Origin of the sequence: Streptoalloteichus hindustanus, from assembly GCF_900129375.1 — a bacterium.
Classification (GTDB): Bacteria; Actinomycetota; Actinomycetes; order Mycobacteriales; family Pseudonocardiaceae; genus Streptoalloteichus; species Streptoalloteichus hindustanus.
The window spans coordinates 216,253-230,528 of record NZ_FQVN01000009.1 but is presented as its reverse complement, the minus strand read 5'-3'; the positions used below and the strand labels follow the sequence as shown (position 1 = coordinate 230,528).

The 14,276-nt window shown below is 73.9% G+C and carries 14 protein-coding genes; 5 read left to right on the top strand and 9 right to left on the bottom strand.

The window, feature by feature from the left end; all coding sequences use genetic code 11:
- Positions 1 to 8 precede the first annotated feature (8 nt).
- From BUE43_RS25690 to BUE43_RS25680, 3 genes are all read left to right on the top strand, one after another.
- Positions 9 to 1,268 carry an ABC transporter permease gene (locus BUE43_RS25690; protein WP_073488135.1) on the top strand — a complete coding sequence of 420 codons (1,260 nt, stop codon included), beginning with the start codon at positions 9 to 11 and terminating at the stop codon, positions 1,266 to 1,268.
- 96 nt (positions 1,269 to 1,364) lie between these two features.
- Positions 1,365 to 1,751: a cytidine deaminase gene (locus BUE43_RS25685; protein ID WP_083960168.1), complete on the top strand. Its 387-nt coding sequence runs from the start codon at positions 1,365 to 1,367 to the stop codon at positions 1,749 to 1,751.
- Between the two features lie 119 nt (positions 1,752 to 1,870).
- Positions 1,871 to 3,166 carry a thymidine phosphorylase gene (locus BUE43_RS25680; protein ID WP_073487913.1) on the top strand — a complete coding sequence of 432 codons (1,296 nt, stop codon included), beginning with the start codon at positions 1,871 to 1,873 and terminating at the stop codon, positions 3,164 to 3,166.
- Between the two features lie 487 nt (positions 3,167 to 3,653).
- Here the strand turns inward: BUE43_RS25680 and BUE43_RS25675 are convergent, their stop codons facing one another.
- Complete coding sequence (locus BUE43_RS25675; RefSeq protein ID WP_073488130.1) at positions 3,654 to 4,850, bottom strand: apolipoprotein A1/A4/E domain-containing protein; 1,197 nt, start codon at positions 4,848 to 4,850, stop codon at positions 3,654 to 3,656.
- Positions 4,851 to 5,248: 398 nt separating this feature from the next.
- On the opposite strand from BUE43_RS25675, the gene BUE43_RS25670 reads away from it, so the two are divergent.
- A complete protein-coding gene (locus BUE43_RS25670; RefSeq protein WP_073487910.1) occupies positions 5,249 to 6,337 on the top strand; it encodes an adenosine deaminase in 1,089 nt (362 codons plus the stop codon).
- A 64-nt stretch (positions 6,338 to 6,401) separates the two neighbouring features.
- Here the strand turns inward: BUE43_RS25670 and BUE43_RS25665 are convergent, their stop codons facing one another.
- The 6 genes from BUE43_RS25665 to BUE43_RS25640 all read right to left on the bottom strand — a co-directional run bounded on the left by BUE43_RS25665 (position 6,402) and on the right by BUE43_RS25640 (position 10,913).
- Positions 6,402 to 6,758, bottom strand: coding sequence for a YbaB/EbfC family nucleoid-associated protein (locus BUE43_RS25665; RefSeq protein ID WP_073487907.1), 357 nt, complete (start codon positions 6,756 to 6,758; stop codon positions 6,402 to 6,404).
- 242 nt (positions 6,759 to 7,000) lie between these two features.
- Positions 7,001 to 8,272: a primosomal protein gene (locus BUE43_RS25660; protein ID WP_073487903.1), complete on the bottom strand. Its 1,272-nt coding sequence runs from the start codon at positions 8,270 to 8,272 to the stop codon at positions 7,001 to 7,003.
- 77 nt (positions 8,273 to 8,349) lie between these two features.
- Positions 8,350 to 8,928: a YbaB/EbfC family nucleoid-associated protein gene (locus BUE43_RS25655; RefSeq protein WP_073487900.1), complete on the bottom strand. Its 579-nt coding sequence runs from the start codon at positions 8,926 to 8,928 to the stop codon at positions 8,350 to 8,352.
- Positions 8,925 to 9,332, bottom strand: coding sequence for a YbaB/EbfC family nucleoid-associated protein (locus BUE43_RS25650; RefSeq protein ID WP_234995918.1), 408 nt, complete (start codon positions 9,330 to 9,332; stop codon positions 8,925 to 8,927). Before BUE43_RS25650 ends, BUE43_RS25655 begins: the two co-directional genes overlap by 4 nt.
- A 19-nt stretch (positions 9,333 to 9,351) precedes the next feature.
- Positions 9,352 to 10,560 carry a bifunctional WXG100 family type VII secretion target/C40 family peptidase gene (locus BUE43_RS25645; protein ID WP_073487896.1) on the bottom strand — a complete coding sequence of 403 codons (1,209 nt, stop codon included), beginning with the start codon at positions 10,558 to 10,560 and terminating at the stop codon, positions 9,352 to 9,354.
- 26 nt (positions 10,561 to 10,586) lie between these two features.
- Positions 10,587 to 10,913, bottom strand: coding sequence for a type VII secretion target (locus BUE43_RS25640; RefSeq protein WP_073487893.1), 327 nt, complete (start codon positions 10,911 to 10,913; stop codon positions 10,587 to 10,589).
- 201 nt (positions 10,914 to 11,114) lie between these two features.
- On the opposite strand from BUE43_RS25640, the gene BUE43_RS25635 reads away from it, so the two are divergent.
- Entirely contained in the window at positions 11,115 to 11,696 is a 582-nt protein-coding gene (locus BUE43_RS25635; RefSeq protein ID WP_073487890.1) for an SMI1/KNR4 family protein, read from the top strand.
- Positions 11,697 to 11,825: 129 nt separating this feature from the next.
- Here BUE43_RS25635 and BUE43_RS25630 read toward each other — a convergent pair whose 3' ends face one another.
- Both BUE43_RS25630 and BUE43_RS25625 read right to left on the bottom strand, forming a co-directional pair.
- A complete protein-coding gene (locus BUE43_RS25630; protein ID WP_456114876.1) occupies positions 11,826 to 12,680 on the bottom strand; it encodes an aldehyde dehydrogenase family protein in 855 nt (284 codons plus the stop codon).
- Positions 12,681 to 12,814: 134 nt separating this feature from the next.
- The gene (locus BUE43_RS25625) at positions 12,815 to 14,275 is read right to left on the bottom strand and encodes an aldehyde dehydrogenase family protein (RefSeq protein ID WP_073487886.1); all 1,461 of its coding nucleotides are present in this window, start codon (positions 14,273 to 14,275) and stop codon (positions 12,815 to 12,817) included.
- Position 14,276: the final 1 nt, after the last annotated feature.

Below are 14,276 nucleotides of genomic sequence, written 5' to 3'. Positions count from 1 at the left end.
CCCTCGACATGAACCCGGCGGCCGCGCCGATGACCGAGCCGGTCCCGCCGCGTCGCCGCCGCGTCCCCGGCTGGGCCGTCGGCATGCTGTGGGTCGCGGTCGCGGTCACCGTGCTGTCGACGACGTCCTACCTCACCGGGCTGCCCCAGCTCACCTCCTCGGGCACCACGCAGTCCGCGCTGCGGCTGGCGCTGCCGATCATGCTCGCCGGCCTGGGCGGCCTGTGGGCGGAGCGGGCCGGCGTGGTCAACATCGGCCTTGAGGGCATGATGATCCTCGGCACCTGGGGCGCGGCCTGGGCCGGTTACCAGTGGGGTCCGTGGGCCGCCGTGGTGGCCGCGGTGGCCTTCGGCGCGCTCGGCGGCCTGGTGCACGCCGTCGCCACGGTGACCTTCGGCGTCAACCACATCGTGTCCGGCGTGGCCATCAACCTGCTCGGCGCGGGTCTGACGAAGTACCTGTCGACGCTGCTGTTCCAGCCGGTCTCCCGCAACCCGCGGGAGTCGCCGGTGGTGCCGAAGTTCGACACCTACTCGGCGCAGCCGCTGGGCGACTGGCTCGGCGAGCTGGAGGACATGCAGCGGGTCGGCCTGTCCGACGTGGCGGGGATGCTGCGCGGCCTGGTCACCGGCGTCTCGCCGCTGACCATGCTCGCCCTGCTGCTGGTGCCGGTGAGCTTCCTGGTGCTGTGGCGCACGTCGTTCGGCCTGCGGCTGCGGTCCTGCGGCGAGAACCCGGTCGCCGCCGAGTCGCTGGGCGTCAACGTCTACCGCTACAAGTACCTGGCCGTGATCGCCTCCGGCGCCCTCGCCGGCCTGGGCGGCGCCGCGCTGGTGCTCCAGCCCGGCCAGCCGGGCTACCTGGAGGGCCAGACCGGCAACCGGGGCTTCATCGGCCTGGCGGCGATGATCTTCGGCAACTGGCGGCCCGGCGGGCTGCTCGGCGGCTCGGCGTTGTTCGGCTTCGCCGACGCGCTGCAGCTTCGCTCGGGCGGCGCCACGGTGCACGCGCTGCTCTACGGCGCGTCGCTGGTGATCGCGGTGCTGGTCGTGGTCCAGCTCCTCCGCCGGAACTGGCTCGCGGTCGTGGTGGGCGCGCTGTCGGCCACCGTGCTGTACGCGATCTACTGGTACACCGACGAGCTGCCCGAGCAGCTCACGACCTACGCGCCGCAGTTCGTGACGCTGATCGTGCTCGCCGTGTCCGCGCAACGGCTCCGGCCACCGGCGGCCAACGGCGTGGTCTACCGGCGGGGCGAGGGCGACTAGCCCCGGCGCACCGCCCGGCGGAGGGGGCGGCCGTCGTCCACCTGTCATGGTGGGCCACGGCCGCCCCCTCCGGTCGTTACGGTGTCCCTTGTGGACATTGACGTCGACTGGGACGCCCTGCGGGAGACCGCCACCCGTGCCGCCGCCACCGGCTACGCGCCGTACTCCGACCTCCTGGTCGGGGCCGCGGCGGTGTGCTCCGACGGCCGGGTCGTCACCGGGTGCAACGTGGAGAACGCCTCGTACGGTCTGGGCCTGTGCGCCGAGTGCACCATGGCCGGCCAGCTCCGGCTCACCGGCGGCGGCCGGTTCGTGGCCGTCGCCTGCCGGGACTCCGGGGGCCGGCTGCTCATGCCGTGCGGACGCTGCCGGCAGGTGCTGCACGAGTTCGGCGGGCCCGACTGCCTGGTCGACTCGCCCCGCGGCCCGGTGCGGCTCGCCGAGCTGCTGCCGGAGGCCTTCGGCCCCGAGGACCTGGTCTGAGTGGAGCTGGGCTGAGCGGAACTGGGCTGGGTGGACCAGGTCTGGGTGGATTCGGGCTGGGTGGATCTGAGCCGGGCGAGCGGCCGGTCGCGCGCCGGGCGGGCTCGTACGATCGGGCGATGAACCAGACGCATTCGGCGATCGACGTCATCCGCGCGAAGCGCGACGGTCACCCGCTGACCGACGAGCAGGTCGACTGGGTGATCGACGCCTACACCCGGGGCGTGGTCGCGGACGAGCAGATGTCCGCGCTGGCCATGGCGATCTTCCTCAACGGCATGTCCGTCGGCGAGACGGCGCGCTGGACCAGGGCGATGGTCGACTCCGGTGAGCGGCTGGCGCTGTCCGGTGTGGACCGGCCCACGGTGGACAAGCACTCCACCGGCGGCGTCGGCGACAAGATCACGCTCCCGCTGGCGCCGCTCGTGGCGGCCTGCGGCGCGGCCGTGCCCCAGCTGTCCGGGCGCGGCCTCGGGCACACCGGCGGCACCCTGGACAAGCTGGAGTCGATCCCGGGCTGGCGGGCCGGCCTGACCACCGACGAGATCGCCGGCCAGCTGCGCGAGGTGGGCGCGGTCGTCTGCGCCGCGACCGAGGGCCTGGCCCCCGCCGACCGCAAGCTCTACGCGCTGCGCGACGTCACCGGGACCGTCGAGTCGGTGCCGCTGATCGCCAGCTCGATCATGAGCAAGAAGATCGCGGAGGGCGCGGACGCGCTCGTGCTCGACGTCAAGGTCGGCTCCGGCGCGTTCATGAAGACCGAGGCGGACGCGCGGCGGCTGGCCGAGGCCCTGGTGGGCATCGGCGACGAGCACGGCCTGAGGGTCACCGCGCTGCTCACCGACATGTCCGTGCCGCTGGGCAGGGCGGTGGGCAACGCCGTGGAGGTCGCGGAGTCGGTGGAGGTCCTGCGCGGCGGCGGCCCGGCCGACGTGGTCGAGCTGACCGTGGCGCTGGCCAGGGAGATGCTCGCCCTCGCCGGACTGTCCGATGTGGACCCTGCGGCGGTGCTCGCCTCCGGCGGGGCGTACGAGACCTGGTGCCGGATGATCCGCGCCCAGGGCGGCGACCCCGAGGCGCCGCTGCCGCGTGCCGCGCACACGCACGTGGTGGAGGCCCCGCGCGACGGTGTGGTCACGAAGCTCGACGCCTATGCCGTGGGCGTCGCGGCCTGGCGCCTGGGCGCCGGACGCGCGCGCAAGGAGGACCCGGTCCAGCACGCGGCCGGCGTCCTCTGCCTCGCCAAGCCCGGTGAGGCCGTCGAGGCCGGCCAGCCGCTCCTCGAACTGCGCACCGACACCCCGGACGCGGTCCCGGCGGCGCTGGCGGCCCTGGCGGGCGGCTACGAGATCGGGGACGCCGCGCCCGCCCGCACCCCGCTCGTCATCGACACCGTCCACGGCACGGTTCGCTGACCCGTTCGCGGGGCTGGAAAGTACTTCGGGCCCCAGCGACTCGCTGCTGCTCTTGCTGGTCCTGGTCCTGGTCCTCGTCTGCCGGCCGGGTCGGTGAAACCGCGACCGACGGCCAGTCGGTGTTCTTCCGGCACACGGGCCGCGGGTGCCCCTGGTCCACCCGATCAGGGGCGACCGCGGCCCGCCGAACTGTCAGACCCCCTCGGCACTATTGAAATTGGGGGACCCCCCGACGGGTACCCCTCCGAAGGCTGGCCCGACGTCGGGGAAGCAGCCGGCCGCCATTGTCCATTGTGGACATCAACGCGCCGTGCAGGGGCACTCACGACAAGGCGGAACGAGCCGTCGGCAGGACATGATCCGCCCACGGCAGGCCGTGCCCGGCATTGCTCGAAGCGACCGAGCTGGCCGTGGTCGACGACGGACCGATGCGAAACGGGGAGGGCGCGCCGGATGTCCGGCGCGCCCTCCCCGGGTTCGTGAGCGGTCAGGCGCTCTCGGCGCCCAGGTCGCCGAGGTCGTCCAGCGCCTTGTCGCTGTCGCGCTTGGCCGACTTGCCCCGGGCGGCCCGGCGCTGCGGGCGGGGGAGCGTGGTCGGCGCCGGCGGGGCGGCCGGCGCGCCGCCGCCGAGGATCAGCTCGGCGAAGGTCGCCATGGCCTCGTCGAGCTGGCCGGCCTGCCGCCGCTCGGACTCCTCGTTGGCCGTGCGCACCAGCGAGACGAGCGACGCCTGGTCCGGCCGGTCGGCCAGCGACTCGTCGATCCGGGACAGGCCCTGGCGGACGGTGCCGGCGAGCTCGCCGATCCGGCCGCCCACGCCGTCCTCGACCTGGTCGATCCGGCCGGCCACGTCGTTGAGCCGCGTGGTGAGCTGCTCCAGCCGCTGGGCCAGCGAGTCCAGCCGGGTCCCGTCGAGCTCGTCGATCCGACCGGTCACCGCGTCGCGGGTCTCGGTGAGCGAGCCGCGCAGCGCGTCGGACGCCTCGTCCACCGTGCGCTGCACCGCCGCCACGGACTCGCTGAGCGAGCGCTGCACGGTCTCGCCGGACTCGGTCACGTGCCGCCGGAGCGCCTCGCCGGCCTCGACGAGCTGGCGCTGCACCGCCTCGCCGGACTCGGCGACCGAGCGCTGCACGGCCTCGCGGGTGCCGTCGAGGTGCTCGTGCATGCCCTCGTCCACCTCGTCGATCCGGCTGCGCAGCGCGGTCTCCAGGGTCTCCAACCGGTCCCGCACCGGGCCGTGCACCGCGCTGGGCAGGCCGTCCAGCCGCAGGTCGGTCTTGTCGAACCGGCCGTTGATGTCGTCCAGCCGCTTGTGCAGGCCGGCGATCCGGTCCTCCAGGCCGTCCATCCGGCCGGCGACGCCCTCGAACCGGCCGGCGACGCCGTCGAGCCGGCCGTCGAGCTGGGCGAACGGCTTGGCGAGCTTGTCGACCAGCCCGTCCACCGCCCTGCCCAGGGCGCTGATCGCGCCGTCCTGGGTCTCCAACCGGGCCAGCGCCTCGTCCAGGCGCTCGGCCAGCACGCTCACCTCGGTGCGGTCGGGCAGTTCTGACAGCCGCTTGCGGACCGAGCCGAGCGACTCCAGCGGGGACAGGCGGGCGTGGATCTCGTCCAGCGCGTCGAAGATCTGCTGCTGCTCGCTCTCGCGGATCTCCGCCGCGCGCGTGAGCATGCTGCGCATCCGGTCGAACGACAACGCTGCGTGGTTGTTCTCGTTCACGGCTGACCTTCCGAGGGGTGGGGAGACCTCCGGGAGCCTAACCAGTGATCGGCTGCGCACCGCAGCGCCCCCGGTGCGGCCCGCGGGGGAACGGTCCGCGCGCTACCCGGTTCGGGTGGCGTGGCGAGGTCCCAGTGTGGTCGTTGATCTTCTGTCGACTACTCGGTACGCGGTTACTGCTCCGTACGGAGGATCATGGGTGGCCGTCCTGATCGCTCACTGTGTCGAAAACTCGGCGCGGAGCACAACACCGGCGTCCGTCGGAGTGGTTTTGCCCCCACCCGCCCCGCACAAGATGATCATCATAGTCGGGTCCGGCGGCTCAGGGGAGGCCAGGGTGCCCGGGGTAGCGTGACGCCATGTCGACCCCGGTGACCCTGGAGAACATCCGCAGCGCGCCCAAGGTGCTGCTGCACGACCACCTCGACGGCGGGCTGCGCCCCGGCACCGTCGTCGACCTGGCCCGTGAGGTGGGTTACACCGGCCTGCCGACCACCGACGCCGCCGAGCTCGGCGCGTGGTTCGCCGCAGCGGCCGACTCCGGCTCCCTGGTCCGCTATTTGGAGACCTTCGCCCACACCGTCGGCGTGATGCAGACCAGGGAGGCGCTCGTCCGGGTGGCCGCCGAGGCCGCCGAGGACCTCGCCGCCGACGGCGTCGTCTACGCCGAGGTGCGCTACGCCCCCGAGCTGTTCGTCGAGCGCGGCATGGGGCTGGACGAGATCGTCGAGGCGGTGCAGGAGGGCTTCCGCGAGGGGGAGCGCCGCGCCGCCGAGGCGGGCCGGCGGATCCGGATCGGCACCCTGCTGTGCGGCATGCGCCAGAACGACCGCGCGTGGGAGATCGCCAACCTCGCCGTCCGCTACCGCGACGCCGGCGTGGTCGGCTTCGACATCGCCGGCCCGGAGGCCGGCTTCCCGCCCACCCGCAACCTCGACGCCTTCGAGTACCTGCGCCGGGAGAACGCGCACTTCACGATCCACGCCGGCGAGGCGTTCGGGCTGCCCTCGATCTGGGAGGCCATCCAGCACTGCGGCGCGGAGCGGCTCGGGCACGGCGTGCGGATCATGGACGACATCGAGGTCGACCAGGACGGGCGGGTGCGGCTCGGTCGGCTGGCCCACTACGTGCGGGACCGGCGGATCCCGCTGGAGATGTGCCCCACCTCCAACCTGCAGACCGGCGCGGCCTCCTCGGTCGCCGAGCACCCCATCGGCCTGCTCGCGCGGCTCCGGTTCCGCGTCACCGTGAACACGGACAACCGGTTGATGAGCCACTGCACGCTCTCCAGCGAGTTCGCCGCGCTGGTGGACGCCTTCGGCTACGGCTGGGGCGACATCCAGTGGTTCACCGTGAACGCGATGAAGTCATCGTTCCTCGGCTTCGACGAGCGCCTCCAGCTGATCAACGACGTGATCAAGCCGGGTTACGCCGCGCTCATGGGCTGACCGCGCCGGCGCGGTGGTCGCCGGGGACGGGTGACCACCGCCGCCACCCCGGCCGCTCCGGCGTTCAGCTGGCTCGGGGCGGGCGGCGCCGGGGCTCTCCGGCGTCGACGTCGGTGCCAGTTCCGGCACCGGTTCCGGCGCCGCCCAGCGTCTGGTCGACGTCCAGGTCCGGCAGCAGGTTGGCGAGTTCGGCCAGCTCGGTCCGCAGAGCGGCCACCGCGGCGCGCGCGGTCAGCCGGACGATCTCCGCGCCGAGCCGCTCCGGCCCCAGTTCGAACGCCCGCCGGTCCAACCGCAGGTCGACCAGCGCGCCGTGCGCGGTCGCGGTCACCCGCACCGAGCCGTCGGCGTTGTCGGCCCGGCCGGACACGGCCGCCAGCCGTCGGTCCAGGTCCGCGTCGCCGCCGGGCGACGAGGTCACGACCGCCCGCCGCGCCGGCCAGCGGCCCGGCCGGCGCTCCCCGGGCCGCCCCGGCCCTCCTGGACCGACCCGTTCCGCTGCCCGTCCGGCAGTGCGTGCGCTTCCACGACGTGCGCCATGAGCACCGCGCCCCCTCCGACGCGAATCCCCTTCGCGTCCTGATCCTGCCGGAAAGGGGGCGCGGGCCGCAGCGGGCGCGCCGTGTGACGCCGCCTACCCGCGCGGAGCGCTCAGCGCGCCGCTCAGTGCGTGACGAGCCGGTCCTCGAAGGCGGCCACGAGCTCCTGCCAGGTGGTCACCTCGGCGTCGTAGGGCGCGCTCGGCGCCAGCCGGGTCGGGTCCGGCCGGAGCACGAAGGAGACCAGCCAGCCCAGCCGCTCCGAGGGCGCGAGCGCGTGCTCGACCGACTCGTCGCCGGCCCACTGGGCGGCGTCGGAGAGCAGCTCCACGGCCAGGTCGAGCTGCGTGGGGTCGACCGCGTCCGGCCCGTCGGCCAGGTCGTCGGCCAGCCCCTGCAGGACGTAGGTGTTCTCCGGGTCGACCTCGATCTCCAGCTCGCCGGCGGTGGCCCTGGCCGAGACCTCGTCCCAGGTCGCCACGCCCAGCAGGTCGTGCTCGACGTCTTCCTCGGCGAGGTGCCTCGCCAGCGCGCGCGGCGAGCCGAACACGTCGATCCGGCCCTTGGTTCCCAGGAACACCGGCTCGTCGTCCAGGTAGCAGCGCAGCGTGTAGAACTCGCCCTGCGGGGTGATGATCCGGATCGGGTCGATGCCCACCTCGGCCCAGAAGCCGGTGGGCCCCTCCTCTTCCAGGTCCTCGTCGTCCGCCCCGGCCGCCGCGTCCCGCGCGGTCCCGGCGGCGGTGGCCTCTCCGGCCCCCTCGGCGGCGGCCTCGTCGGCCACCGCGTCGGCCTCCTCGATCTCGGCCAGCTCGTCCTGCGCGGTGGCCAACGCGTCCGCGTCGACCTCCGGCTCGGCGACCACCTCGTCGAGCGCGTCCAGCACCTCGTCCCAGCGCTGCGCCACGACGTTGGCCAGCTCGGTCCAGACCTTCTCGCCGTCCCGGCCGGAGAACGGCAGCGTTCCCCGCTCCAGCAGGGCGAAGCCCTCGGCCGAGTCGAGCACCTCGTGCACCTTCTCCAGCTCGCACACGTCGGCCAGCGAGCGGACCATCGACACGACGCCGGCGAGCTCGGCGATCACCCAGGTGTCCGGCTCCTCGGCGACCATCTCCAGGACGCCGACGACGTCGAACCGGTGCTCGTCGTCCGGGATCAGCTCGTCGACCGAGAGCTGCGGCACCACGTGCCACGCCGGGTGGTCGGCGAGGTCGTGGTTCCGCGATGTGCGCACGAAGGCGGCGAGATGCGCGGCGTCCTGGAAGGCGAAGAGGTCGTCCTCGTCACCGAGGAACGCCTCCCACTCCTCGCCCTCCTCCCGCCACCGCGGCGCCCACAGCGTGATCACGTCGCCCTCGGTCAGGCTGAGCTCGATCGGGACGATGTCCTGCGCCACTACCGCACCTCCGCGTCCACACCGTGACGGCGATCAGCCGCGGCCGAAGCGTACCGAGCCGGCGGGGCGTGACCCGATCAGCGGTCCGACCGCAGGCTGGCGGGGTCGAACGAGAAGATGTCGTCCTCGTCGACGTCCGAGTCGGCGCCGGTGTCGGCGTTCGCCGGGGCGGCCCCGACGCCGGCACCGCCGACCCCGGGCCCGCCCGCCTGTCCCGCCGGACGCGGCTTCCCGACCCCGGCCACCATCGGCGCCCTGATCTCGGACGCGGCGTCCCAGCCGTCGGCGCGCGCCGGCGCGATGCCGACCAGCTGCTCCACCGTCGTCGTGAGCTCGTCGCCCAGCGCCGGCGCCAGGACGTTGAAGCACCGCTGCACGGCGACCCGCACCGCCTGCTGCGCGGTCGCCGCGATCGCCTCGCCCAACGCCTGCGACCCCATCCGCGGCGCGGCGGGGTGCAGGTCGAGCTTCCGGAGCTCGCCTCTCGCGGACGCGACCGCCACGACCATGCCGTCCGCGCTCCGCGCGGTGCCCGTCATCGAGTCGAGGGCGCGCTCCAGGTGCTCGCTGGCGTGCTGCCGCTGCTCAGCCTGCTCGACCAGCTCGTCGGTGTCCGACTCGATGTCGGGACCGATGCCCGTGTCGGCGGTGTTCACAGGACCCTCCGCAGCATCGTGTCGACGTCGTCGTCGGGATCGTCGTCCTCGCCGGGGCGCAGACCCAACTCCTCCAGCCCGCGCACACCGGACTGGTCGAGCACGCCCCGCAGCGAGGCGTGCATGCGCGCGGCGGCGTTGCGGGTCGCCTTCCCGGCGAGCTCCACCACCTCGCGCGCCAGCGCCTCCGGGCCCATCGCCATCGCCGCCGGCCCGATCTCCACGGTCCGCAGCATGCCGCCGGGGGCGACCACCACGGTCACCGCGCCGTCCGCCGAGGACGCCCGCCCGGTCACCGGCGGGGCGCCGGCGAGCCGGTCGGCGACCTGCCGCTGGGTGGCGGCCACCCGCTCCGCGGCGCGGTCCACCGCGTCCCGCACCTGCCTGTCCAAGTCCTCGCTCACCGTTCGCTCCTCGCCGCGCTCAGCCCGTCGGGCGGTAGAACCCGACGAACTTCTGGCCGGCGTTGGTGGTGCGGATCTTGTTGATCTGCACCGGGTCGCCGGCCTCGACCATCTGCCCGTTGCCGATCACCATGGCGACGTGGCCGCTCCACACGACCAGGTCGCCGGGCAGGAGCTGGTCCATGCTCGGCACCTCGGCGCCGACGGTCTGCGACTGGGCCAGCCGCGGGATCTCCAGACCGGCCTTGCCGTAGGCCCACTTCGTCAGGCCGCTGCAGTCGGTGCCCTGGGGCGGGTTCGAGCCGCCCCACACGTACGGGGTGCCGAGCGCCGACAACGCGTTGCGCACGGCCGCCGCCGCGGTCTCGTTCGGCGCCTCGACGTGCGCGCCGCCGGGCAGGTTGATGCCCACTCCGCTGCCGGGCTGGGGCGGAACGGCCACCGGCAGGCGCGGCTTGCTGCCGCCACCGCCTCCGCCGCCCCCACCGCCGCCGCCTCCTCCGCCACCGCCGCCGCCGCCGTGGTAGCCGCCCCCACCACCGCCGCCACCGCCGTGGCCGCCACCGCCGTCACCTCGCGACGGGGGAGCCTTCGGGTCGCGGTCGTGCGCGCCACTGGGGTTGGTGACGGCCGGACCGGCGTCGCCGCCCAGCGGGTCGCCCAGTCCGCGCAGCGCGCCGGCGTCGAGCTGCTGGAGCGCGTTGAGCTTGCCCATCAGCTGCGCGAGCTCGGCGCGCGCGTGCTGGAGCTCCTGGGCGCTGCGCGCGGCGTACTCGTCGGCCTTGCTCTTGGCGGCGCCGCAGGCCTTCAACATCAGCCCCTGGCCGCCCAGCACCCCGCACGCGGCGGCGGCCACCAGGTACGGCGTCACCGCGGCCATGCACTCGTCGATCAGCTTCTGGATGTTGGCCCGCGCCGCGGTCACCACGCTCACGGCGGCGCTGGCCGTCGACTGCAACGCCGTGGTGTTCGCGGCGAGCTTGCCCGCGGCGCCGTCGAAGGCGGCGACCCGGCTCTGGAAGGCGTTGGCCTTCTCGCCGTACCAGCCGCCGAGCGCGGCGTTGGCCTCGCTGGTGTGCCTGCCCTTGACGTCGTTGAGCGCGGTCGTGGCCCGGCCCAACGCTTCGCCCGCGGCGCTCGCGCCGCCGGTGTCACCGTCCAGTTTGGACAGATGTTCGCGCATCGGCCGAACCAGCCCGCCGACGAACCCGGCCACGTCGAAGCCCATCGTTCCTCCCCGTCACCGTGGTCCGGTCAGACCCGACCCGCGCGCTTCATCGCCTGCGCGGTGTCGGCGTCCTGCTGGCGGTACGTGCCGAGCGCGCCCCGGACCGCGCCGGCCAGCCCGTCCAGTCCCGACGAGATCGCCCTGAGGCTGTCGACCTGGGCCTGGACCGCCTGCTGGAACGCCCCGTGCAACCCGACCTCCTGGCCGAGCTTGCCGAAGCAGTCGGCCGGCAGGGAGGTCGCGCCGTTCAGAGTGGACGACCCGACCTTGCCGAGTTCGTCGGCCAGTCCCGGCACCCGCCCGGCGTAGGTCTCGAGCGCCTCCTCGACGACGCCGAAGCCCTGTTCCCCCATGTTGTTCCCTGCGCCTTTCGCTCGCCACGTGCCTCGCGGTGCGACGGGGTGCCGCGCGCCCTTCGACGCGTGGCGTCCCCCGGTGGTTCCTCAGCTTGGCGGAAGCGACCGTCCGGCGTGTCCGACTTCGCCCAGATGGCCCGTCTGTCACCGCCGTGTTGGCGGCAGCGGAAACGGCCCGGGAGCTGGGAACATGATCCCATGGGCGTGACGGAGAGCTGGGCCCGCCTGCTCGGCTGGCTCGGCGAGCACGCACCAACGACGTACGAGGTGATACGGCCGGGAGCGGCCGACGCGGACATCGACGCGTTGGAGCGGGAGCTGGAAGAGCGGCTGCCCACCGAGTTACGGGAGTGGTGGCGGTCCTGCGACGGGACGGAGGACGGCGTGTTCGCCGAGCTGTTCCCGCCGTTCTACACCCCTTACTCGGTGACGGGCGCACTGGACTCGTGGCGGTCCTGGCGCAAGACGTGGCGGGATAGGTGGGACGAGCCGGACTGCGACCCCGAGGCCGGGGACGCGGGGTTCAGCTACCACCCCGCCTGGGTGCCGATAGCGTTCGACGGCTGCGGCGACGACCTGGTGGTCGACCTGAGACCGGGCGCGGCGCGCGGCTGCGTGCTGGAGTGGGACCACGAGCTGTGCCAGGTGCTCAAGCCGGAGTGGCCGAGCCTGACCGCGATGCTCGACGAGATCGTCGAGTCGCTGGAGACGGGTTCCCGGGTCGGCCACTGCGAGCCGTCGGTCACCTGGGACGGCCGGTTGGACTGGCGCATCCGCTGATTCCCGCGCGTGGCAACGGGTGAAGCGGTGACGGGACGACGGCACAGGCGCTGTCGGCGTGCCGGCTGACACGCCGCTCGCCGCGCCACGCGAGCGCGTGACGCGGCGAGCGGCGTCGGTCGGTCGTTCTCAGACGCCGGTGGGGTGCCAGACCGTCTTGGTCTCCAGGAAGGCCCGCAGCCGGCCGATGTCGGGCTGACGCGTCCAGTCCGGCTCGGCGGCCGGGGCCCGCACCACGCGCTTCACCGTGTCGGCCGCGGCGCGTTCCAGGTCCGCCCGCAGGCCCTCCGGGGCGCCGCACAGGTCGAGCGCGTTGACGTCGCCGTGCGCGGCCAGCCACGGCGCCAGCTCGGCGGCGCGGCCGGTCAGCAGGTTCACCACGCCCCCCGGCAGGTCCGAGGTGGCCAGCACCTCGCCCAGGGTCACCGCGGGCAGCGGCCGCTCCTCGCTCGCCACCACCACGCAGGTGTTGCCGGTGGCGATCACCGGCGCGACCACGCTCACCAGGCCCAGCAGCGACGAGGCCCGCGGCGCGAGCACGCCGACGACCCCGGTCGGCTCCGGCACGCTGAAGCAGAAGTACGGCCCGGCGACCGGGTTGGCCGCGCCGAGCACCGTCGAGACCTTGTCGGTCCAGCCGGCGTACCAGACCCAGCGGTCGATCGCCGCGTCCACGTCCGCCTGCGCGCGCTTGGTCGACACGCCCTCGGCGGCGGCGACCTCGGCGACGAACTGCTCCCGCCGGCCCTCCAGCATCTCGGCGACCCGGTAGAGCACCTGGCCCCGGTTGTAGGCCGTGGCGCCCGACCACTTCGGGAACGCCTTGCGCGCCGCGACGACCGCGTCCCGCGCGTCCTTGCGGGAGGCCTGCGCGGCGTTGGCCAGGAATCGGCCCTTCGTGTCCGTCACCTGGTACACCCGACCGGACTCGGAGCGGGGGAACGCCCCGCCCACGTACAGCTTGTAGGTCTTCGCCACCGGCAGCCGGCCGTCGGCCGCGGGCGCGGCGTGTCCGGTGTGCCCGGCGTGGCCGGTGTGCCCGCCGCGCTCGCCGTCCCGGACGTTCTTGCCCTGCTTGGCGTTCTCGTCGTTCCTGCCGCTGTTTCCGTTGCGCCCCATCAGATCCCCGCCCCCTCGTCACCGCTGGCGAGGTACGCCTCCAGGCCGGCGCGGCCGCCCTCGCGGCCGAAGCCCGACTCCCGGTACCCGCCGAACGGCGCGGTCGGGTCGAACCGGTTGAACGTGTTCGCCCACACCACGCCGGCGCGCATCCGTTGCGCCATCCAGAGAATCCGGGAGCCCTTCTCGGTCCAGATCCCGGCCGACAGCCCGTAGGGGGTGTTGTTGGCCTTGGCCACCGCCTCGTCCGGTGTGCGGAAGGTGAGCACCGACAGCACCGGGCCGAAGATCTCCTCGCGGGCGATCCGCATCGCCTGGTGCACGTTGGAGAACACCGTGGGGGCGAAGAAGAAACCCTTCTCCGGCACCGGGCACGGGCTGGTCCAGCGCTGCGCGCCCTCGGCGTCGCCGGCCGCGGCCAGCTCGCGGATGCGCTCCAGCTGCGCGCGGGAGTTGATCGCGCCCACGTCGGTGTTCTTGTCCAGCGGGTCGCCCAGCCGCAGCGTGGTCACCCGCTGCCGCAACCGCTCCAGCAGCTCGTCGGCGATCGACTCCTGCACCAGCAGCCGCGAGCCGGCGCAGCAGACGTGGCCCTGGTTGAAGAAGATCCCGTTGACGACGCCCTCGACCGCCTGGTCCAGCGGGGCGTCGTCGAACACGATGTTCGCGGCCTTGCCGCCCAGCTCCAGCGTGAGCCGCTTGCCGGTGCCGGCGACCGCGCGCTGGATCTCCTTGCCCACCTCGGTGGACCCGGTGAAGGCGACCTTGTCGATCCCCTCGTGCCGCACCAGCCGGGCGCCCACGTCGCCGGCGCCGGGCAGGATGTTCACCACGCCCGGCGGCAGTTCCGCCTGCTGCAGGATCTCGCCGAGCGCCAACGCGGTCAGCGGGGTGGTCTCGGCCGGCTTCAGCACCACGGTGTTGCCGCACGCCAGCGCCGGCGCGATCTTCCACGCGGCCATCAGCAGCGGGAAGTTCCACGGGATGACCTGGCCGGCCACGCCGACCGGGCGCGGGTCGGGGCCGTAGCCGGCGTAGGCGAGCTTGTCCGCCCAGCCGGCGTGATGGAAGAAGTGCGCGGCCGCGGTCGGCACGTCGACGTCGCGCGACTCCTTGATCGGCTTGCCGTTGTCCAGCGTCTCCAGCACGGCCAGCTCCCTGCCGCGCTCCTGGATCAGCCGGGCGACGCGGAACAGGTACTTCGCCCGTTCGCTGCCCGGCATCCGGCCCCACACGGTCTCCTGCGCGCGCCGGGCCGCCCGCACCGCGCGGTCCACGTCGGACGCGTCGGCGGTGGCGACCTCGGCGAGCACCTCCTCGGTGGCCGGGTTGACCGTCTTCAGCGGTTCGCCGGCGCCGTCGACGAACTCGCCGTCGACGAACATCCGGTAGTTCGGCCGCAGGTTCGCGATGTCGCGCGACTCCGGCGCCGGGGCGTACTCCCAGACGTTGCTCGTCATC

Excerpts from the sequence above, each read along its gene's own strand:
- BUE43_RS25645 (WP_073487896.1), bottom strand. The coding sequence starts at position 10,560 with ATGGGCTTCGACGTGGCCGGGTTCGTCGGCGGGCTGGTTCGGCCGATG.
- BUE43_RS25690 (WP_073488135.1), top strand. The coding sequence starts at position 9 with ATGAACCCGGCGGCCGCGCCGATGACCGAGCCGGTCCCGCCGCGTCGC.
- BUE43_RS25640 (WP_073487893.1), bottom strand. The coding sequence starts at position 10,913 with ATGGGGGAACAGGGCTTCGGCGTCGTCGAGGAGGCGCTCGAGACCTAC.
- BUE43_RS25670 (WP_073487910.1), top strand. The coding sequence starts at position 5,249 with ATGTCGACCCCGGTGACCCTGGAGAACATCCGCAGCGCGCCCAAGGTG.
- BUE43_RS25675 (WP_073488130.1), bottom strand. The coding sequence starts at position 4,850 with ATGCGCAGCATGCTCACGCGCGCGGCGGAGATCCGCGAGAGCGAGCAG.
- BUE43_RS25625 (WP_073487886.1), bottom strand. The coding sequence starts at position 14,275 with ATGACGAGCAACGTCTGGGAGTACGCCCCGGCGCCGGAGTCGCGCGAC.
- BUE43_RS25635 (WP_073487890.1), top strand. The coding sequence starts at position 11,115 with ATGGGCGTGACGGAGAGCTGGGCCCGCCTGCTCGGCTGGCTCGGCGAG.
- BUE43_RS25680 (WP_073487913.1), top strand. The coding sequence starts at position 1,871 with ATGAACCAGACGCATTCGGCGATCGACGTCATCCGCGCGAAGCGCGAC.